This is a genomic window from Oxalicibacterium sp. (assembly GCF_057353965.1).
This window is the reverse complement of record NZ_JBMQZD010000005.1, coordinates 33,663-52,748: the sequence shown is the minus strand read 5'-3', so window position 1 is coordinate 52,748 and position 19,086 is coordinate 33,663. Positions and strand designations below refer to the sequence as shown.

Here is a 19,086-nt window from a genome sequence, read left to right as displayed (position 1 = left end):
CGAATCGTTTATACTTTCCCGCATGAGTGTAAACCATGCCCCCACTGCCGCGCCGGCGCCTGTTGCCGTCGATGCTGAACGCGCGCTGAAATTCGGCCGCGAAACGTTACAGATCGAGGCCGACGCGCTGCTTGCACTGAAGCAACGCATGAGCGGCGACAGCGCTGCACCCTTCGTCAAGGCGACGCAATTGCTGCTGAATTGCCGCGGCCGTGTCGTCATTTCCGGCATCGGCAAATCTGGCCACATCGCCCGCAAGATTGCCGCCACGCTCGCTTCGACTGGCACGCCTGCGCTGTTCGTGCACGCCGCCGAGGCGTCGCACGGCGATCTCGGCATGATCACGGCCGACGACGCGCTGATCGCGATTTCCTATTCCGGCGAAGCCGGTGAACTGGTCTCCATCGTTCCCATCGTCAAGCGCATGGGCGCCAAGCTGATTTCGATGACCGGCAACGACACCTCCACGCTGGCGACGCTGTCCGATGTGCATCTGAATGTCCATGTCGACAAGGAAGCCTGCCCGCTGAACCTCGCGCCGACCGCCAGCACCACGGCGACGCTGGCGCTGGGCGATGCGCTGGCGATGGCGCTGCTCGACGCGCGCGGATTCGGCGAAGACGATTTCGCACGCTCGCATCCGGGCGGTGCGCTGGGCCGCCGCCTACTGACGCATGTGCGCGACGTCATGCGCACCGGCGACGCGATTCCAAAAGTCAACGAAGATGCGACGCTGTATGCCGCGCTGCTGGAAGTCAGCCGCAAAGGCATGGCGATGACCGCCATCGTCGACAGCCAGAATCGCGCCATCGGCGTTTTCACCGATGGCGATTTGCGCCGGCTGATCGAGAACGTGCAGGATTTTTCGACACTGTCGATCGCCGAAGTCATGCACCGCAATCCGCGCAGCGTGCAGCCGGAGCAGTTAGCGGTCGAAGCGGTCGAGCTGATGGAAGAATTCCGCATCAACCAGTTGCTGGTCACCGATGCAAACGGCACGCTGGTCGGCGCGCTGCACATCCACGACCTGACCCGCGCGAAGGTGATCTGATGACGTCGCCGATTCCGACCGCCACGGCAGACGCCACCGCCCGCGCGGCGAACGTCCGTCTGATGATCTTCGACGTCGACGGCGTGCTCACCGACGGCAGCCTGCACTTCAGCGCCGACGGCGAAGTGATGAAGACTTTCAACGTGCTCGACGGCCACGGCATCAAGCTGCTGCAGAACGCCGGCGTCGTCACCGCCATCATCAGCGCGCGCAAATCGGCCATCGTGCTGCGCCGCGCGACCGATCTCGGCGTCACGCATGTACACCAGGGCGCGCACGACAAGCGTGCGATCTTCGAACAATTACTGACGGAAACTGGCATTGCCCCCGAGGCCTGCGGCTTCGTCGGCGACGACGTGATCGACCTGCCCATCCTGTCGCGCGTCGGCTTTGCTGCCAGCGTGCCGGGTGGCCATCCGGAAGTGCGTTCGCGCGTGCACTACGTCACGCAGGCCGGCGGCGGCCGCGGCGCGGTACGCGAGCTGTGTGACCTGATCCTGCATGCGCAGGACAAGTACCAAGCGGCCATCGCGCCGTACCTGCTATGAAAATCACCGCCCGCCCCGGCGACGCCATACGCGTGATCGCGCTGTTGGTGATCACCGGCGCGCTCGCGTTCGGCAGTCTGTGGCTGGTACAAGTCATGCAACGCCAGACCGAGGATTCTCTGCCGAAAGCCGTGCGCACCGATCCCGATTTCTATGTCCAGCAGTTCAATTTCGTCCGCATGGCAAAAACCGGCGAGCCGCGCTACAACCTGACCGGCACCGAACTAAAGCACTATCCGGGCGACGATTCCTATCTCGTACAAAGCCCCGTCATGCACAGCTACGGCAAGGACAGGCCGCCGATGGTTAGCACCTCGCGCTACGCCACCGTAAAGAATAACAACAGCGAAATCCGCATGTACGACAACGTGCATATCGATCGCCCGGCTTCGGCCACCAAGCCGCGCTTCCAGTTGAAGACTTCCTACCTGCTGCTGCTGCCGGACGAAGATGCGATGACGACGCCCAAGCCGGTCGAACTGCAACAGGGCATTTCCGTACTGACCGGTACCGGCATGTACGCCAACAACGCCACCGGCGAATTCAAGCTGGACGGCAACGTCAAGGGCCAGTATCAGGCCCCGGCCGCAAAGAACTGATTCCGGCACGCTCATTACAGAGAACGTTTTCATGACACGACTGCTTTCCGTATTCCTCATCCTTGCCGGCCTGATCGCTGCGACCGGTGCGCACGCCGAAAAGGCCGATCGCACCAAGCCGACCAACGTCGAAGCCAATCAAATGGAGTACGACGACGTCAAGCAGGTCAACGTCTTCGTCGGCAACGTGGTGCTGACGCGTGGAACGATCCTGATGAAATCGGCACGCATGGTCGTCACGCAGGATCCCGAGGGCTATCAGTTCATGACGATGTATGCACCGCCGAACGGACTGGCCAGCTTCCGCCAGAAGCGCGATGGCGGCCCCGATCAGTGGATCGAAGGCGAGGCGGAACGCATCGAATACGACGACAAGAACGAAGTCATGAAGCTCTTCACGCGCGCCAAGATGCGTCGACTGGAGAACGGCAAGATCACCGACGAAGTCGCCGGCGAATATATCTCCTACGACACGCGCGCCGAATTCTTCACCGTACACAACACATCGTCCGGCGACAGCAAACCAGGCGCCGGCCGCATCAAGGCCGTGATCCAGCCGCGCGCCGAGAAGAAGGAAAACTGAGATGTCGAGCAAACTGATCGTCAACGGATTGCAGAAAAGCTATGGCGCACGCCAGGTCGTGCGTGACGTCGCGTTGCAAGTCGAGAGCGGCGAAGTGGTCGGCCTGCTTGGCCCGAACGGCGCCGGCAAGACCACCTCGTTCTACATGATCGTCGGCCTCGTGCCGTCGGATGCCGGCCAGATCGAACTGGACGGCACCGATATTTCGCGCCGCCCGATCCATGAACGCGCGCAACTCGGCCTCTCTTATCTGCCGCAGGAAGCCTCAGTCTTCCGCAAGCTCAGCGTCGAAGACAATATCCGCGCCGTGCTGGAACTGCAGCGCGTTAACGGCAAGGCGCTGTCCAAGGATCAACTCGAACAACGGCTTGATACGCTGCTGGCCGATCTGCAGATCGAAAAACTGCGCGAGAACCAGGCCATGTCGCTGTCCGGCGGCGAACGCCGTCGCGTCGAGATCGCGCGCGCTCTCGCCACCAATCCGCGCTTCGTGCTGCTGGACGAACCGTTCGCCGGCGTCGATCCGATCGCCGTCATCGAAATCCAGCGCATCGTGCGTTTCCTGAAGGAACGCGGCATCGGCGTGCTGATCACCGACCACAACGTGCGCGAAACGCTCGGCATCTGCGACCGCGCCTACATCATCAATCAAGGTGCGGTGCTGGCCAGCGGCCGGCCCGACGATATCATTTCCAACGAATCCGTCCGCCGCGTCTATCTCGGCGAACACTTCCGCATGTAAGCGCGAAGAGAATCACCATGAAGCAATCCCTGCAACTACGCGTCTCCCAGCATCTGGCTCTGACGCCGCAATTGCAGCAATCCATCCGCCTGCTGCAACTGTCGACACTGGAATTGCATCAGGAGATCGAACAGATCCTGGCCGACAATCCGATGCTGGAACGCACCGACGATCCGCTCGACAATGCCGTGCGCCTGCTGGCGGACGGCGCCGTCAGCGCCGGCAACGGCACTGCGCCGGATGGCGATGCCCCGACAGAATCGCCTGCACCATCTACTGAAGCTGAATCGTCCTTCGAATCCGGCGATCTGCCGAATGCCGAAGGCAACAATGCCGACGGCAACGCCGACAACAGCGACTGGAGCTTCGACGATGTTGCCCGCACGTCGAAATCGGCATCTCCGGATGACGACGACGCCCGCCCGCAACTGGAAGCGCATGAAGTCACACTGCGCGAGCATCTACTCGAACAGGTGTCCGTCACCGTACGCGAACCGCGCGATCGCGCTCTGCTCGAACTGATCATCGACGCACTGGACGACAACGGCTATCTGGAAGAAAGTCTGGAAGAAATCCATGCGCGCCTGCCGGAAGAACTTGAAATCGAGCCGGAAGAATTGTCGGTCGCCCTGCGCCTGCTGCAAAGCTTCGATCCGGCCGGTATCGGCGCGCGCGATGCATCTGAATGTCTGGCCCTGCAGATTCGCCGGATGGAAGGCATTCCGTTCGTCACACGGCGCATGGCACTGAACATCGTCGAAAACCATCTCACGCTATTCGCACAGCGCGACTTCAACAAATTGCGCAAGGCACTCGATTGCGACGATGAAGATCTGCGCGAAGCGCAGGCCGTCATTCGCCAATGCAATCCGCATCCCGGCGCGGTCTTCGCCAGCGATGCCTCCGATTACGTGGTACCGGACGTCATCGTCAAGCGTACGCGCAACGGCTGGCAAGTCATGCTCAATCACGAAGTAATGCCGCGCCTGCGCGTCAATGCGATGTACGCCAGCATCCTGAAGCAGAACAAGGGCGAAGGTTCGCTCGGCACGCAACTGCAGGAAGCCAAATGGCTGATCAAGAACATGCGCCAGCGCTTCGATACGATCCTTCGTGTGGCACAGGCCATCGTCGAGCGTCAGCGCAATTTTTTCTCGCACGGCGCGGTCGCGATGCGCCCTCTTGTTTTGCGCGAAATTGCTGATACACTGGGTTTACACGAGAGCACAATTTCTCGTGTTACCACCCAGAAGTACATGCTCACTCCTCATGGAATGTTCGAATTGAAATACTTTTTCGGCAGCCATGTTGCGACGGAAGCAGGCGGAGAAGCATCCTCTACCGCGATACGGGCCCTGATCAAACAATTGATAGGAGCAGAAGACCCGAAAACACCTTTCTCTGACAGCAAGATTGCAGACATGCTGGCGGAACAAGGGATCGTAGTAGCGCGGCGCACCGTTGCCAAATACCGCGAAGCCCTTAAAATTCCACCGGTCAATCTGCGCAAATCGTTGTAATCCTTCCGGATTTGTTTGTGTAGTGTGCATTACGTCACTGTGTTCGGCGCAGCCGGCAACGGTGCCTGGACCGCCAGTGAATTTCCTTAGGAGCGCTGTATGAATCTCACCATCAGTGGACATCACCTCGAACTGACCCCCGCCATCAGAGAATACGTACAAGGCAAACTGGAACGCATCAAACGACACTTCGATCATGTGATCGACATTGCAGTTATCCTGACTGTAGACAATCTTCCCGAGAAAGAAAAACGCCAGAAAGCCGAAATTAACCTACGCGTCCGAGGCAAAGACCTACACGCGGAAAGCATCGCGGACAACCTGTATGCCGCCATCGATCTGCTGATCGACAAACTGGATCGTCAGGTGATCAAATACAAAACGAAACTGCAGGATCACCAGCACGAGGGCATCAAACGATTGCCGGACAATGCAGAGGCTGCTGCCTCGTAAGAGAAACATTTCGGCCGAGCTTGGCCGTCAATGAAGAAGGGCGCGAATTGCGCCCTTTATTCATTCTGCCCCACGTTTCTCGCTTTGGAATTGAATTGGCCGATCCAGCTGGATGGAAATCCGCATATGCGTTTTAACTGGGACGCCATCAATTTCACCGGGATGAAATTCTGCCGTGCCAAAAGCCTGCTGCAATTTCACTTTTCCTTCTTCGGATAGCGTGTCGTTTCTTTCTATATCGACACGATCGACATCACCGTACTCACCGATCCAGAGATGTGCGACAACAATCTGCGGTTCTACCCCATCGAGTCTCAACATCAATTCTGTCGGCACATCCACCTTCACCAGCGGCTTTTGAGTCAGTTCGCGGGTTTCGTAATACCGTACTGTGGGCAATATTGCCTGCTCACCCATCGATGGAGATATAGAAATATCACCCTGCTTCACCGCGCGCTTTGCTCGCACCTCTTTCGCTGAACGATCTTCCGTTAATGTGGCCACCTCTCGACGCAATTCGACAGGAAGAAGGTCTACATGGACGAGATCAGGAATCTTCTGCGGGAGAGGAAACGTCTCAATGAACAGCACGGAAATGAGGGCGGCATGCGCAATCGCTACCGCCCCCATGCAAAGAATCGGAACTGATGACAAGGCGCCATGCCGCATCATCGACAAATCAGTCGACAATCAATTCACGCCAGGAAACCCTGCGTGCGGACGTTCCTCCGGAACCTGTTTCAGGATTGCTCTGCGGTGTAGTCTTACCGCTGGTGTCCGTCACCAGCGTGATCGTTTTTCCGTTATCCAACTTCAGAAAACGCAAACCCGCCACCAATGAATTACCCCGCAGTCGCTGGCCCACCGTCCCATCCGCCTCAATAAAACTGCCCGTGCGGAAGTCGAAGAAATACAGCCATGCGTATCCCCCAACAGTACAGGCATTCTGTTCCGGCACATTACCGGCCACAACCAGAATCCCTAACTGCTGTTGCATATCCACATTGACACGCTCTCCCGGGGACTCATTGTTCGGATTCAGATCGACATACCATCCGGAATTCGTATTCCAGTTCACCGGATTGCTCGATGCCTCACGCTCTGTTCCCGCCTCATTCGTAGTCAGTGTCTGCTGAACAAAAGTCGTGTCCTGGCGCAACAGGCCATAACCCGCATCCGTCAGTTTATCCTTGATGGCATAAATGGATTGCTGCGACTTGTCATTGCGATCGTTATTGCCGAGATATTTCCCGGTTCCTATCGTTACGACAGCATAACGTGTACCGCCCGTCTCGATTTCACTCAGCAACGGACGCGTGGTAATCGGTTGGATTCCGACTGAGCCGACATTTCCCAACTCTGCCAATTTAGTTGCCTCCGCTCCTTCCGGCAGTACAAGATCATCCGTATCGAAACGCCACACATTGCCCAATAGATCGCCGCCGTAGAAACGCTTGGCCGTATTGTCGTTCAAGCTATCGACCCAGCCGTTGATCTTCGCCAAGCCGCTCGGCGTACTTGAACTGCCCGCGGTCGTACTTAGCTTCAGCAAAAGGTGACCAGTATTGGCATTCAGTAGATAAAGATGTCCCTTGCCATCACCGCTCGTATTGTTGTAACCGGATGTGAGTGCGACGACCCAGGTTCCGTCGGCACGTTTGGTGATAATAGGATTGCCGTAACTCAGCCCCATGTCCGCGTCGTCAGCATCGGTAAAATTCCACAACGCCTTGGGACTGTCCGGATTAGTGATGTCAAGAGCGTAATATCCCTTCCCGCCCTTATTCAGTCCGCCGACGAGAATAGTCTTCCATTCGTTGGCCTGACATGTCGTCGTAGGTGCATTAGGGCAGATATCGCCCACCGATGGCGAACCATCCACATAATATTGATGCTTGGATGCATAGTTCTTGTCAGCCAGTTTGTACAGATTCGGCAAGACCATCGGTGGAATATATGCCCACCGCTCAGCGCCCGTCGTTGCATCGAAGGCATGCAGCATACCGTCATTGGCGGCGGCGTAAACCGTTGCGGCCCGGTTGGCCTGCGTCACGTCCCGGAACGTCGCGTAATTTTCATCCACATATGGGAATGTCGGTTTCTTGATATAGACAGGCTGCGCTCCCACCATGTCACCCAATACATGTTCACGGTCTCGATAAAGTAAATCTGTGTTATCGGCCTGCTGCTCATTTCCGCTCTGCCCACGAAGAAAGTTCACCAAGGTTTCTCCTTCGTCCACCTTCTTGCGCGCATTATCGTCAAGGTCGGGGCATTGTGATAACGGCAGTGAGTCGCTACCTGAACACTTGTTCATGAACAAAGCTTTTTCGTCGTCATTCAACACATCCAATACATTCGATGGATCTGTCTTTCTCCAGGCAAACAACTTCAGTTTGTTCGAAGCATCACGATCATAGGTATAAATTGTTCGAGTGTCGGACGTCGTGGTGACTTTCTGATCCAGTTGTGCTTGCGCACTCCAAACAACCGTATTTGATACTTCACCCGTTGTCGGATCGATGGTTTTCGCCTGTAAATCGCCATCCCATTTGACGGTGCGATACAGTGCAATAAATAGCTGATTATCTCCTGCTACCGGCTCAAGCGTACTGGTAGAAGCCGATGCAGCAGCTCCGGTACGAGCACTAACACCAGCAAGCGCATTGCTAAGGCCCGATACCAAATCGTCCGCCTTTTGCGCACTGTAGTATGTGCCTCTGCCATTGAGAGCCGCATGCCAGAGATCGTCGATCGCCGTTGGACTGTCCGCTTCCGCAACCGGCCACTTGACTACTCCTTGCGTCAGTTTCGTCAACGTGTCAGCGTTGTACTCCAATGAGCCACTCACGCCCAATCCTAGCGTGAACGTGGTCATGTGCTGATGAATCGCATTATCAGCTCCCGAGCCGGGAACATTGTTTTTTCCGATATCAATACCTGCGCCTAATGCGCCAGTAGCACCATCGCTCCGCAAATCCGTCTGATAGTAGTACATGGCAACATCGGACAATGTACCGCTGCTTTTTTTATCATCCCGCAAAGGACGTGGCACATCACTACCACCATCTTCATTGCCTATGGATGTACCATCGATTTTGTAACCGGCACTCCCATTCCAATATCCATCCGTCGCCAAAATCGCAAAATTCTGTTGGCAAGAATATTGAATCGGATCGTTATCCCCCGTAAGTAATTTTCCGGCGTACATACGTCCGACCTTGGACAAAGCTGCCCTTAATGGTGTGCCGCCGCTTGGCACGGCATCATATAACTTCTTGTACCACTTGTTCTTCTGACCGCTTCCATCCGAAGCATATGTAAAGTCCGCGATTTGCTGAAACTCCGAACTTTGTGAATCAGTCCCTGTATTGCTATGGGTGGTATAGCCGATCCTGTAATTGTCTCCAATAGACTTGAACGCCAAGCCGGCTGCCGTCTTCATGGACAGAATACGAGTGCGGTAATAGCTGTACCAATTAGCAAAGTTTTTTGCCTCACTAGAAGTGCTCGTCACCGTATGCTTAACGAAGACGCTATATCCTGGGTTACTCCCTTCGTTACTATTGCACTGCCGATAAAACTCCTTAGTTGTATCGACGTCTCCATTTGCCTTATAAACAAATCCAAGGGTCTTTTCACTTCCTCTATATGTATAGTAATAGCTATCTTTTAAATCTCTAGTGCCATCAGACGTGTCAAAGCCGTCATCCCATGCCTTACTGAAATTCGCATCAGGGTAACTTGTTCCATCCGCATATACCGGAGGGGTATATACAACATTCGGATTGTAATAAACACCATTACATTGACTAGCTCGCTCCCCATAAGGCGGAGGAGAATTCCAGCTGCGACGGTCACCATTATTGTCTCTGGCCGAACTGAAATTAGCCACATCCGGCAAATAATCCCACGCCATACTTCCCGAGTCATCGAGAATAAACATCACGTTCGGCTTGACGACACTGTCTGATGAAGAGGCCAGCGGCGTATCGGAGATATCTGTCTCAGCATAAGCATGCGTCGTAAATAACAACAGGCTGGCAAGAGCAATTTTTCTCAGATAATCGTTCTTCATCACTTCTCCCGAGCTGCATAACGACGGACGTATGCAACAGTAAATAGGTAGGCTCAATAATGGACAATAGCTTGCACAAAGCTTGTCGTGTTACGCGGGCCAAGCACACGCGTAGTAATTCGATAATAGGGAACTGGCTCGCCGGCAAAGCGCTTATCGCCAGGTTGAGGCGCATCTCGACCGGCGCCTACATCGTCAGCGCTCTGATAGGTAACGCAGGAATTGTCCTTATCGTTATAGCCAAGCGGCTTACTGCACAAACGATGGATAATGTAGGAGTAGGTGTACAGCACGGCATCCCCGTCCTTTACCTCTACAGCAGCGGAGGGTTGGATGCAACTTGTCGCACCAAGACTACTGCAATTATTGTGATCCCAGTCGATCGCTGATGAAGTGATGTTCTTATTCGTGACATCTAGCGCATCCTGACTGGTAGCGTAGTAGCCATTGCCTTCCAGATCCGCATTCAGGCTACTTCCGCCCTGCTTCCCGCTCAACCATGTAATGCCAGCTTCGATTCCCGCATCCGCAGCAAGCGATGCTCCCTGACGGAATGCCAAATTGCCTGCCGCCAAATTGCCCGTATCGACTGAACGCACCAAGGCAATGCCAGCCAATGCCATGGCGACCAGTACGATCAATGCGATCAGCAGAACTACGCCCTGCTGTCGCTTGCAAATATCATGACGCATCGCTTTCCTTCCACATCATATTGCGCAAGGGAATAACGTTCTCGAATTTCTTGTAGCGATAGCATTTCCAATCGTCATCACCACCGCTGACATCGATCGCCCCACCCGCCCAGGTAGGTGCATTCTTCGTCACATCGCACACACCTTCGGCATTCGGTTTTTCCTTTAAGGGACTACGTGCGACGATCACCATACGTACCGCCGCAATGCGTGCAATATCGTCAGGATCCGGGTCGGTCGTGGGATATACGGTGCCATCGCCATCGGCATCGATCATCGTGGCACTCCATGTATCAACTCTGGGGGCTGCTTGGTTCCCGGCACGCGTATCGAAACCGTACTCGGCCTGCATATTCACAATATCGGCGGCAACAGCACGTTCGGTCCAGACATTGTCTGCACTCGTATATTCCTCAAGCACCAGATTGCCGCCACTAAGGGAATACCTTCGGTCAATCAAGCCTCCCAGGTTGAGCACATGCGCGCCGACGTTGTAGCCACCTGTCGGAAAAATATTGGCGCCACCTGGTGGGTTCCATGGACTCGTGTTTTGATGATGAACTTGGACATTGCCGTTCGGGATGCCAGTTGCCTGCATCAATGTGCAATCCTTACCGTCCTCGTAAGCAACCAGCAAATCGCCGACTACAATGCCAAGAGTCGTGTCGAGAAAGATATTGGTTGCCTGAGGCGGATGGTCGACGGTGATTCTGCTCGGAACACTCCAGTTAGTCTTGGAGCTGGCCAGTATTTCGATGCTGTCCGGCGCGCCATCACCGCCGTTGGTGATCACTACAGGCACAAGGGACAAATTGCCGATTTCAGCGCCATCGTAATATCGCCTGACGGTACATCCCAACGCACTCAATGCGCTCAGGCCATACCCTGCCATGCGGACATCGCGTTCGACGGTATATAAAGCTGTCACGCCATTCGTCTGTGCATCGGAACCCGTCGTCGTCGTACGCTTCTGCCCTTCGAAAACCGACGATACCTGCATGATGATCAGCACGCCCAGCATGCCAATGGCGATGCCAACCATGATCTCGATCAGACTGAAGCCACGTTTGCGCCGTACAGAAGGCGAATAAACACGCATCGAAATCTCCCGGCTAATCGTGAATATGGGTTACGGCGGCATACTGATGTTGCTCCGTATCGCCGGGCGCCTGCCAGTACACGGTTACCGTCACCATATTGTCGCCATCGATGGCAATCGTCGGCGCATTGTCGTCACCCACACCCGGCAAGGTTTCTTCTACTTTTTCCTTCCAGGCTGCGTACTTGGCACCTTCCGACGCACTACCATAAGCGGAGGTCAAGGCAGCGTTCGTTTTATCGCCGACCCACATTTCGCCAATTACCTGATTGACCAATAGACTGGCTTCGCTCCTGTACTTGGCACTGGCCGTATTTTTGACCGATACGCCAAGCATGGCGACCAGAGCCAATATGCCCATGGAAAAAATCAGAATCGCGATCAGGCTTTCCAGCATGACTGAGCCGCGCTGCTTGGAAGCAGAAATTTGCATAATGGTCATGAGCAGCCCTGTAGATTGTCAGCCAGCGCATGCTGTGGGTCGCACATACGAATCAGTCCGCCGGAACCGACGATGATGACAAGTCTGCGCGCCTCATTCGAGGCCGCATTGATGAAGTCGATGCGAGTAATATCCGTACCAACATTCGCGGCAGGGATAGCGCCCAGACCATTGAAGGTCACCCCCGCGCCGTCTTCGCCGGATAGGCCGGCCCCAGCTACCAGCGCAGTGCTGTATTGCGTCGCGGGCACGGGCGTCGGAGGATTCTCCGTACTGATACCGACACGTGCATTGCCTCCACCTTCCGCATCCGAGCGTTGCCTTAAAACTTCGCCACAAGCATCACCCGCAACCACGCATACCGTCCATGCAACGGTGCCGGTAGCACTCGTAAGATTGAAACGCACATGTGCGTTACGCCGCACCGCTTCGTTACGCGCAAGCTGCAGACCATCCAGAACGGATTCCGCTGCCGTACGAACCTGCGTATTCTGAATCCACTGCCCGAACATGGGCACACCGGCCGCCAGAAGAATGGAAAGGATCGCTATCCCGATCAGCAATTCGATCAGGCCCACGCCACGTTGCCGGCTGCACATCAGCAACTACCGCCTTTCTTGGTCACCCAGCATGAGACTGGACTACTAGTCGACACGGTTCCCCATTTTTCCGGCAGCTTCGTGGTTTTACGGTTGCCGTTCTCATCTATCGTATAAACGAAATCGCCCATCCCGCCCGCTGCGGCGCCGGTAGCAGTGATCGTATAACCTTGTCCTCCCTCATCGAGAACGCACGCAAACGTGAAATCCTTCTCCGCAGGATCCTTTATGCCACCGCATTTGCCATCGTCTTCGTAAGTCCTGTTGTCCTGATAATACTGTTCCAACTGGATACGCATGCCGGCCAATCCGTTGGTCGCCTCCGGTATCTTTCCTCGCGTGACATAATCGGTATAGGCAGGAAGGGCGACAGAAGCCAGAATCGAAATGATCACGACCGTAATCATGACTTCGATCAGTGTGAATCCGCTCTTGTACCGAACGGCAGAATATGACTTTTCTTGCATGGCAATCCCCCCTTTTTTGCAAATGTAAAATTGTCCGTTCATGATTGCCATTCCATCCCGACAAACGGTTGATTCTTTCACTTGAGCGGCATCCCTCAGTCACACTCGCGCCACTATGAACGCCCACCTGTCAGCCGACGTCATTTGCTCTAGCGGGATCCTGACGCTGAATCGACCTGCCGCGCTCAACTCGCTGTCGCTTGAGATGATCCGCGCTCTGACAAAAGCATTGTCGGATTGGAAAGAGAAGGACGACATCCATGCCATCGTCGTGCAAGGCAGCGGCGCCAAAGCCTTCTGCGCCGGCGGCGACCTCCGTTTCTTTTATGATGTCGTTCGTGAAGAAGGTAGGGTCGCCTCCTCCCGGCTGGAGGCATTCTTCACAGAGGAATACACGCTCAACCATCAGATCCACCATTACCCCAAACCTTACATTGCCCTGCTCGACGGATTGGTCATGGGCGGCGGCATGGGAATTTCACAGAGCAGCACGCCGCTGCGCATGCGCATCGTCACAGAACGCACCCGCATGGCGATGCCGGAGGTGAATATCGGTCTGTTTCCGGATGTGGGTGGCGGATACTTCCTTTCGCGGATGCCGGGCGAAACGGGCACATGGATGGCGCTGACTGGCGAATCTATCGGTGCCGCAGATGCATTGCATACCGGGTTGGCCGATACCTTCGTTCCGGCTGAATCTCTGCCTGCACTGCGTCGCATGCTGGAGGAAACGTCCGGTGCCGACCATATTCATCTGGCCAGACAGTACTGTGCGCCGTTTGCGGAAAGACTGGATACCGATTCCGGCACGCTCGTCCGGCACCGCCAGCTGATCGACAAACACTTCTCGCTGGCTAGCGTGCAGGACATCATGCGTTCTCTGGCCGAGGATACCGATCCGTTCGCCCAGAAAACTAAAGCCATCATGCGGAAGCGTTCGCCGTTAATGTTGTGCGTAACACTTGAACAACTGCGCCGCAGCCGCACAATGACGATTACCGAATGCCTGCGCATGGAACGCACGATGATGCATCACTGTTTCGAACATCCGGATGCAATGGAAGGAATACGGGCCGCCATCATCGACAAGGACAACCGGCCGCAATGGCAGCCTTCCTCTGTCGAAGCAGTTTCACGCGATATGGTGCAGCGATTCTTTTCACCTGTATGGCCGGATGATGCGCATCCGTTGCGTGGGCTCGCCTGACCGGCGACACCTCTCTTACATCTCGTCAATCAGGAACAGGCGCTTGTGTTCGCGAATCGCGTAGCGATCCGTCATCCCGGCGATGTAGTCGGCAATTTCGCGGGCCTGTGCCGATATGCCAACTGAGGATTCGGTCAACGGAAGTTGATAATCCGGCGGTAGCAGATTCGGTTCACGCATGAAGGCATCGAACAATTCGGCAACGATGCGCCGCGCCTTGCTGGTCATGCGATTCACCTGATAATGCCGGTAGAGATTCTCGCGCAGAAAGCGCTTCAGCAAAGCGGCGTCTGATTGCATTGCGTCGGAAAACGCAATCAGCGGCGGCGCATTGCGGACATCGTCGACGCTTTGCACGTTCGCATCCCGAATACGCTGCTGCGACGTACGAATCAGATCGACGATCAATGCATTGATCATCCTGCGTATCGTTTCGTTGATGGCACGCCGGCCAATAATGCCTGGATAGGCTTGCTCGACTTCATGTCGATGCCGCGCATAGAAATCGATTTCATCGAGCTGCTGCGTCGTCAGCAAACCCGAACGCAAACCGTCGTCGATGTCGTGATTGTTGTAGGCGATCTCGTCGGCGAAATTGGCTAGTTGCGCTTCCAGTGACGGTTGCTTCTTTTCGATGAAGCGACGGCCTATCTCGCCGAGCTTTTTTGCATTGTTCAGCGAGCAATGCTTGAGAATACCTTCGCGTGTTTCGAACGTCAGGTTCAATCCGTCGAACGCACCGTAGCGCTGTTCCAGTTGATCGACCACGCGCAGGCTCTGCAAATTGTGTTCGAATCCCCCGTATTCGTTCATGCAGGCGTTCAACGCATCCTGCCCCGCATGGCCGAACGGCGTATGCCCGAGATCATGCGCCAGCGAAATCGCTTCGACCAGATCTTCATTCAACTTCAGATTGCGGGCGATCGAGCGGGCGATTTGCGCGACTTCGATGCTGTGCGTCAGCCGCGTGCGGAACAGATCGCCTTCGTGATTGACGAAAACCTGCGTCTTGTATTCGAGGCGTCGGAAAGCCGTGGAATGGATGATGCGGTCGCGGTCGCGCTGGAACTCGCTACGCGACGAAGGCGCTTCTTCCACGAAGCGGCGGCCCGCCGATGCCTCGGAACGGGCCGCATAGGGAGCGAGATGGATTTCGATATCCATCGACCTGTATCAAGCCTTGGTGCAGGCCGCGAGCGTCTGCTGCAGCACGTCCATCGGAACCGGCATGATGACGGTCTTGCCAAGCGGCTTGAGCAGGATGAACTTGATCTGGCCGCCTTCGTTTTTCTTGTCGACTTCCATCAGCTCGATCCAGCGGTCGCCCAGATCGGGAGCTACCGTCGGCAGTCCGGCGGCCTTGACGACAGCGGTAATGCGCGCCTTGGTATGTTCGTCGATGAAACCCAGTCGATGCGACAGATCCGCTGCCATCACCATGCCGCAACCGACCGCTTCACCGTGCAGCCAGACGCCGTAACCCATACCAGCCTCGATGGCATGACCGAAGGTGTGACCAAAATTGAGGATGGCACGCAGGCCGCCTTCGCGTTCGTCCTGACGCACGACGTCCGCCTTGATCTCGCACGAACGCTTGATCGCGTAACCCAGCGCCGCCGCATCCTTCTTCACCAGTTTGTCGATATTGGCTTCGATCCAGTCGAAGAAAGGCGGATCGATGATCGCACCATGCTTGATGACTTCCGACAGGCCTGCGCTGAGCTCGCGCGCAGGTAGCGTATTCAGCGTGGACGTATCGGCCACCACCGCCTGTGGCTGGTAAAAGGCGCCGATCATGTTCTTGCCGAGCGGATGATTGATGCCGGTCTTGCCGCCGACCGACGAATCGACTTGCGACAGCAGCGTGGTCGGCACCTGCACGAACGGTACGCCGCGCATGTAGGCAGCTGCCGCAAAGCCGGTCAGGTCGCCGATGACGCCGCCGCCGAGCGCAACCAGCGTCGTCTTGCGATCGCATTTTTCGGCGAGCAGTACGTCGAACACCTTCATCAGGCTGGCCCAGTTCTTTTCCTCTTCGCCATCCGGCAGCACGATCGGCACGACCTGCTTGCCGGCAGCGGTCAGCGCCGCAGTAATCTGTTGCAGATAAAGGGGGGCAACCACAGTATTGGTCACGATGGCGACACGCTTTCCGGGAATTTTGCCCGCGACCACCGTCTTGTCGCCGAGCAATCCCTGCCCGATCGTGATCGGATAGCTGCGGTCGCCCAGATCGACATTCAGCGTCTGGGAAGTGGAAAGCGGTGGCGTCATGGCGTGCCTTGATGAAGAGTGATGTCCGCAATCCTGAACGCCCTGGCCGAACTCCGGCCCCAGTTGCGACAGGATCGATTGCATCAGGAATTGTACGTTAGGACGACCGGTATCGATGACGAAGTCGGCAACTTCGTTGTAGAGCGGTTCGCGAATGCGCGTGAGGTCTTCCAGCGTCTTGCGCGGATCGGCATTTTGCAGCAGGGGGCGATTGCGGTCGTGGCTGGTACGTTGCAGCAGGCTGTTGACGCTGGCACGCAGGTAGATGACGGTGCCGCGTTCTTTCAGGTAAGCGCGGCTTTGCGGATTCAGCACGGCGCCGCCGCCGGTCGCCAGCACGATATCCTGCTGGCTGGTGAGATCGCGAATGACTTCCGCCTCGCGCTGGCGAAAGCTGGCCTCTCCTTCGATCTCGAAAATCAGAGGAATCGAGGCGCCGGTGCGCGCCTCGATTTCGTGATCGGAGTCGACGAAACGCTTGTTCAGCCTTTTAGCCAGCGCCTTGCCGACCGTCGTTTTGCCGGCCCCCATGAGGCCGACCAGGAAAATATTACCGCTCACTGCACATACTTTCTTCAGGTGCGGCAGCCGATATGGCGCCGCCTACACCCGGCATCCTACCTGATTGCAACCTCGTCGTTCAAAACACGCGGGGTCAGGAAAATCAGCAGTTCCGTTTTTTCGTTGACCTTGCCGGTCGTCTTGAACAGGTTGCCGAACAGCGGGATATCGCCGAAGAACGGCACCTTGCTGATATTCGAGCGATCCGTCTGCGTATAAATACCGCCGATGACGACCGTGCCGCCATTGTCGATCAGCACTTGCGTCTTGATGTGCTTGGTGTCGATCGCGAAGCCCGCGCGCGTTTCGGCACCGACGCTATCCTTGTTGACGTCCACATCCAGGATGACGTTGCCGTCCGGCGTGATCTGCGGCGTCACTTCCAGCTTCAAGTTGGCTTTGCGGAACGAAATGCTGGTCGCGCCGCTGCTGGTTGCTTCCTGATACGGCAATTCCGTACCCTGCTCGATCAGCGCTTTCAACTGATCCGCCGTGATGACGCGCGGACTGGAAATCACCTTGCCCTTGCCGTCGGCTTCCAATGCGGACAATTCGAGGCCGATGAAACGCGTCATCGCCGAATTGAACAGCGTGAGCGCCACGGTGCCGGCTGGATTGGAATTGATGTTCGGTGCCGGCAGATTCACCGAATTGCCGCCCAGCGTAGGAAGCGCCAGTCCGGTCGTCGTACCACCGGAAGGCGTGGCTTGATTGCCGCCTAACTGGTAATTGCCCTGGCCCGTCACGCCGAATGACAGTTTCGCACCCAGATTGCGGCTGAACGAATCCGTTGCCTCGACAATGCGCGCCTCGATCATGACTTGGCGCGTCGGAATATCCGTTTTCTTCACCAGCGAACGAATCTCTTCCAGTTTGGAAGGGATATCGGTGATGAACAACTGGTTGGTACGCGGATCGACCACGGCGCTGCCGCGCTTGGTCAGAATGCTGCGTGCGCCACCGCCGGTGTCATCGATACCGAAGATCTTCTTGAACGATTCAGCCTTCTGATAATTGAGCTGGAAGGTTTCTGTCCTGACCGGCTCCAGATCGGCAATCTGCGAACGTTGCTCCAGTTCCAGCTTTTCCTTCGTCAGCAGTTCATCGCGCGGCGCAATCCAGATCACGGTGCCGTTCTTGCGCATGTCCAGCCCCTTGGCCTGCATGACGATGTCCAGCGCCTGATCCCACGGCACATCTTTCAGACGCAGCGTCAGGTTGCCGCTGACGGTATCGCTGGTGATGATGTTCAGGCCGGTGAAATCGGCAATCACCTGCAGCACGGCACGCACATCGACGTTCTGGAAATTGAGCGACAGCTTTTCGCCGCGATAGTCACGCGTGCCCATGCCCAGCTTGTTCGGTTCTTCCTTGATCTGCTTGACCTCGACGACCAGCTGCGAATCGCTCTGATAGACGCTGTGCTCCCAGGCACCTTTCGGCTCGATCGTCATATGGACGTTTTCACCGCGCTGCTGCGTCGTGATGATGTTGACCGGCGTGCCGAAATCGGCGACGTCCAGGCGACGGCGCAGCACGTCCGGCAAGGTCGTCCTCATGAAATCGACTTCGATCTTCTTGCCTTCCTGACGCACGTCCACCACCGTCTGGTCGCTGGGAAGACCGATGACCACACGTCCCTCGCCATTGCTGCCGCGACGGAAATCGATGTCGCGCAATGTCTGCGACGACACCGGCGCTACCGGTGCGGCAGAAGCAACGGGCACACCAGCCGCATTCAGCGCCTTGGCAGGGCCACCCGAACCATCAATCGTCACGATGACGTCATTACCCTCCACGACAGTCGCGTAATTCAGCGAACGCTGCAGATTGAAAACCAGACGCGTCCGGTCGCCAGCCTGCACGACATTGACGCTACGCACGTCGCCCAGGCCGATATCCTGCAGCCCTTTGCCCGTGCCGTTGCCGGTATTCGAAAAATCCAGCGCAATTCGGGAAGGATTCGTGATCGCGAAACCCAGCGGCGCCTTGGCCACCGGATTCTTCATCGCCACTTTCACGATGACGCTGCTTCCCTGTTGGGCGGCAGCGATCGACTGAATCTCGTTCTGCTGCGCCATGGCGGTGCCGCCGATCAGCGCAAAGACGATAAACGCAAACAGTTGCCGCATTTTTTGCAAGCCTCCCCGCGAATTGTTCGATTGTTGTTT

18 protein-coding genes are annotated in these 19,086 nt (G+C 56.3%); 8 read left to right on the top strand and 10 right to left on the bottom strand.

All coding sequences use genetic code 11. The features are described 5' to 3' along the window. Positions 1 to 22 precede the first annotated feature (22 nt). From ACO1VH_RS09820 to hpf, 7 genes are all read left to right on the top strand, one after another. A complete protein-coding gene (locus ACO1VH_RS09820; protein ID WP_486244288.1) occupies positions 23 to 1,051 on the top strand; it encodes a KpsF/GutQ family sugar-phosphate isomerase in 1,029 nt (342 codons plus the stop codon). Beyond that, entirely contained in the window at positions 1,051 to 1,599 is a 549-nt protein-coding gene (locus tag ACO1VH_RS09815) for a KdsC family phosphatase (RefSeq protein WP_486244287.1), read from the top strand. The genes ACO1VH_RS09820 and ACO1VH_RS09815 overlap by 1 nt, the downstream gene beginning before the upstream one ends. After that, positions 1,596 to 2,198 (top strand): LPS export ABC transporter periplasmic protein LptC, encoded by a 603-nt coding sequence (lptC, locus tag ACO1VH_RS09810; protein ID WP_486244286.1) that lies wholly within the window; start codon positions 1,596 to 1,598, stop codon positions 2,196 to 2,198. The genes ACO1VH_RS09815 and lptC overlap by 4 nt, the downstream gene beginning before the upstream one ends. A gap of 31 nt (positions 2,199 to 2,229) precedes the next feature. Beyond that, positions 2,230 to 2,781 carry a lipopolysaccharide transport periplasmic protein LptA gene (gene lptA / locus ACO1VH_RS09805; RefSeq protein WP_486244285.1) on the top strand — a complete coding sequence of 184 codons (552 nt, stop codon included), beginning with the start codon at positions 2,230 to 2,232 and terminating at the stop codon, positions 2,779 to 2,781. A gap of 1 nt (position 2,782) precedes the next feature. After that, positions 2,783 to 3,523 (top strand): LPS export ABC transporter ATP-binding protein, encoded by a 741-nt coding sequence (gene lptB, locus ACO1VH_RS09800; protein WP_486244284.1) that lies wholly within the window; start codon positions 2,783 to 2,785, stop codon positions 3,521 to 3,523. A gap of 17 nt (positions 3,524 to 3,540) precedes the next feature. Continuing rightward, positions 3,541 to 5,043: an RNA polymerase factor sigma-54 gene (locus ACO1VH_RS09795; RefSeq protein WP_486244283.1), complete on the top strand. Its 1,503-nt coding sequence runs from the start codon at positions 3,541 to 3,543 to the stop codon at positions 5,041 to 5,043. 99 nt (positions 5,044 to 5,142) lie between these two features. Continuing rightward, a complete protein-coding gene (hpf, locus tag ACO1VH_RS09790) occupies positions 5,143 to 5,496 on the top strand; it encodes a ribosome hibernation-promoting factor, HPF/YfiA family (RefSeq protein WP_188421270.1) in 354 nt (117 codons plus the stop codon). A gap of 60 nt (positions 5,497 to 5,556) precedes the next feature. Here the strand turns inward: hpf and ACO1VH_RS09785 are convergent, their stop codons facing one another. Genes ACO1VH_RS09785 through ACO1VH_RS09755 form a run of 7 tightly spaced genes read right to left on the bottom strand, consistent with a single transcriptional unit; the run spans position 5,557 to position 12,915 of the window. Then, entirely contained in the window at positions 5,557 to 6,186 is a 630-nt protein-coding gene (locus tag ACO1VH_RS09785) for a hypothetical protein (RefSeq protein ID WP_486244282.1), read from the bottom strand. Further along, positions 6,176 to 9,574, bottom strand: a complete 3,399-nt coding sequence (locus ACO1VH_RS09780) for a pilus assembly protein (protein WP_486244281.1) — start codon at positions 9,572 to 9,574, stop codon at positions 6,176 to 6,178. Before ACO1VH_RS09780 ends, ACO1VH_RS09785 begins: the two co-directional genes overlap by 11 nt. Positions 9,575 to 9,627: 53 nt before the next feature. Continuing rightward, positions 9,628 to 10,266: a pilus assembly PilX family protein gene (locus ACO1VH_RS09775; protein ID WP_486244280.1), complete on the bottom strand. Its 639-nt coding sequence runs from the start codon at positions 10,264 to 10,266 to the stop codon at positions 9,628 to 9,630. Then, positions 10,256 to 11,365 (bottom strand): PilW family protein, encoded by a 1,110-nt coding sequence (locus ACO1VH_RS09770; protein WP_486244279.1) that lies wholly within the window; start codon positions 11,363 to 11,365, stop codon positions 10,256 to 10,258. Before ACO1VH_RS09770 ends, ACO1VH_RS09775 begins: the two co-directional genes overlap by 11 nt. A gap of 13 nt (positions 11,366 to 11,378) precedes the next feature. Beyond that, positions 11,379 to 11,807, bottom strand: coding sequence for a type IV pilus modification PilV family protein (locus tag ACO1VH_RS09765; protein WP_486244278.1), 429 nt, complete (start codon positions 11,805 to 11,807; stop codon positions 11,379 to 11,381). Continuing rightward, complete coding sequence (locus ACO1VH_RS09760) at positions 11,804 to 12,406, bottom strand: GspH/FimT family pseudopilin (protein ID WP_486244509.1); 603 nt, start codon at positions 12,404 to 12,406, stop codon at positions 11,804 to 11,806. Before ACO1VH_RS09760 ends, ACO1VH_RS09765 begins: the two co-directional genes overlap by 4 nt. Next, positions 12,406 to 12,915, bottom strand: coding sequence for a type IV pilin protein (locus ACO1VH_RS09755; RefSeq protein WP_486244277.1), 510 nt, complete (start codon positions 12,913 to 12,915; stop codon positions 12,406 to 12,408). Before ACO1VH_RS09755 ends, ACO1VH_RS09760 begins: the two co-directional genes overlap by 1 nt. Before the next feature lie 73 nt (positions 12,916 to 12,988). On the opposite strand from ACO1VH_RS09755, the gene ACO1VH_RS09750 reads away from it, so the two are divergent. Continuing rightward, positions 12,989 to 14,080: an enoyl-CoA hydratase/isomerase family protein gene (locus tag ACO1VH_RS09750; RefSeq protein WP_486244276.1), complete on the top strand. Its 1,092-nt coding sequence runs from the start codon at positions 12,989 to 12,991 to the stop codon at positions 14,078 to 14,080. A 15-nt stretch (positions 14,081 to 14,095) separates the two neighbouring features. Here the strand turns inward: ACO1VH_RS09750 and ACO1VH_RS09745 are convergent, their stop codons facing one another. Genes ACO1VH_RS09745 through pilQ form a run of 3 tightly spaced genes read right to left on the bottom strand, consistent with a single transcriptional unit; the run spans position 14,096 to position 19,047 of the window. After that, positions 14,096 to 15,244: a deoxyguanosinetriphosphate triphosphohydrolase gene (locus ACO1VH_RS09745; RefSeq protein ID WP_486244275.1), complete on the bottom strand. Its 1,149-nt coding sequence runs from the start codon at positions 15,242 to 15,244 to the stop codon at positions 14,096 to 14,098. A gap of 9 nt (positions 15,245 to 15,253) precedes the next feature. Further along, complete coding sequence (gene aroKB / locus ACO1VH_RS09740) at positions 15,254 to 16,915, bottom strand: bifunctional shikimate kinase/3-dehydroquinate synthase AroKB (RefSeq protein ID WP_486244274.1); 1,662 nt, start codon at positions 16,913 to 16,915, stop codon at positions 15,254 to 15,256. 56 nt (positions 16,916 to 16,971) lie between these two features. Beyond that, positions 16,972 to 19,047 carry a type IV pilus secretin PilQ gene (pilQ, locus tag ACO1VH_RS09735; protein ID WP_486244273.1) on the bottom strand — a complete coding sequence of 692 codons (2,076 nt, stop codon included), beginning with the start codon at positions 19,045 to 19,047 and terminating at the stop codon, positions 16,972 to 16,974. Positions 19,048 to 19,086: the final 39 nt, after the last annotated feature.

Coding starts and splice junctions, on each gene's coding strand:
- ACO1VH_RS09820 (WP_486244288.1), top strand. CDS start 23: ATGAGTGTAAACCATGCCCCCACTGCCGCGCCGGCGCCTGTTGCCGTC.
- ACO1VH_RS09815 (WP_486244287.1), top strand. CDS start 1,051: ATGACGTCGCCGATTCCGACCGCCACGGCAGACGCCACCGCCCGCGCG.
- lptC (WP_486244286.1), top strand. CDS start 1,596: ATGAAAATCACCGCCCGCCCCGGCGACGCCATACGCGTGATCGCGCTG.
- lptA (WP_486244285.1), top strand. CDS start 2,230: ATGACACGACTGCTTTCCGTATTCCTCATCCTTGCCGGCCTGATCGCT.
- lptB (WP_486244284.1), top strand. CDS start 2,783: ATGTCGAGCAAACTGATCGTCAACGGATTGCAGAAAAGCTATGGCGCA.
- ACO1VH_RS09795 (WP_486244283.1), top strand. CDS start 3,541: ATGAAGCAATCCCTGCAACTACGCGTCTCCCAGCATCTGGCTCTGACG.
- hpf (WP_188421270.1), top strand. CDS start 5,143: ATGAATCTCACCATCAGTGGACATCACCTCGAACTGACCCCCGCCATC.
- ACO1VH_RS09780 (WP_486244281.1), bottom strand. CDS start 9,574: ATGAAGAACGATTATCTGAGAAAAATTGCTCTTGCCAGCCTGTTGTTA.
- ACO1VH_RS09775 (WP_486244280.1), bottom strand. CDS start 10,266: ATGCGTCATGATATTTGCAAGCGACAGCAGGGCGTAGTTCTGCTGATC.
- ACO1VH_RS09770 (WP_486244279.1), bottom strand. CDS start 11,365: ATGCGTGTTTATTCGCCTTCTGTACGGCGCAAACGTGGCTTCAGTCTG.
- ACO1VH_RS09765 (WP_486244278.1), bottom strand. CDS start 11,807: ATGACCATTATGCAAATTTCTGCTTCCAAGCAGCGCGGCTCAGTCATG.
- ACO1VH_RS09760 (WP_486244509.1), bottom strand. CDS start 12,406: ATGTGCAGCCGGCAACGTGGCGTGGGCCTGATCGAATTGCTGATCGGG.
- ACO1VH_RS09755 (WP_486244277.1), bottom strand. CDS start 12,915: ATGAACGGACAATTTTACATTTGCAAAAAAGGGGGGATTGCCATGCAA.
- ACO1VH_RS09750 (WP_486244276.1), top strand. CDS start 12,989: ATGAACGCCCACCTGTCAGCCGACGTCATTTGCTCTAGCGGGATCCTG.
- ACO1VH_RS09745 (WP_486244275.1), bottom strand. CDS start 15,244: ATGGATATCGAAATCCATCTCGCTCCCTATGCGGCCCGTTCCGAGGCA.
- pilQ (WP_486244273.1), bottom strand. CDS start 19,047: ATGCGGCAACTGTTTGCGTTTATCGTCTTTGCGCTGATCGGCGGCACC.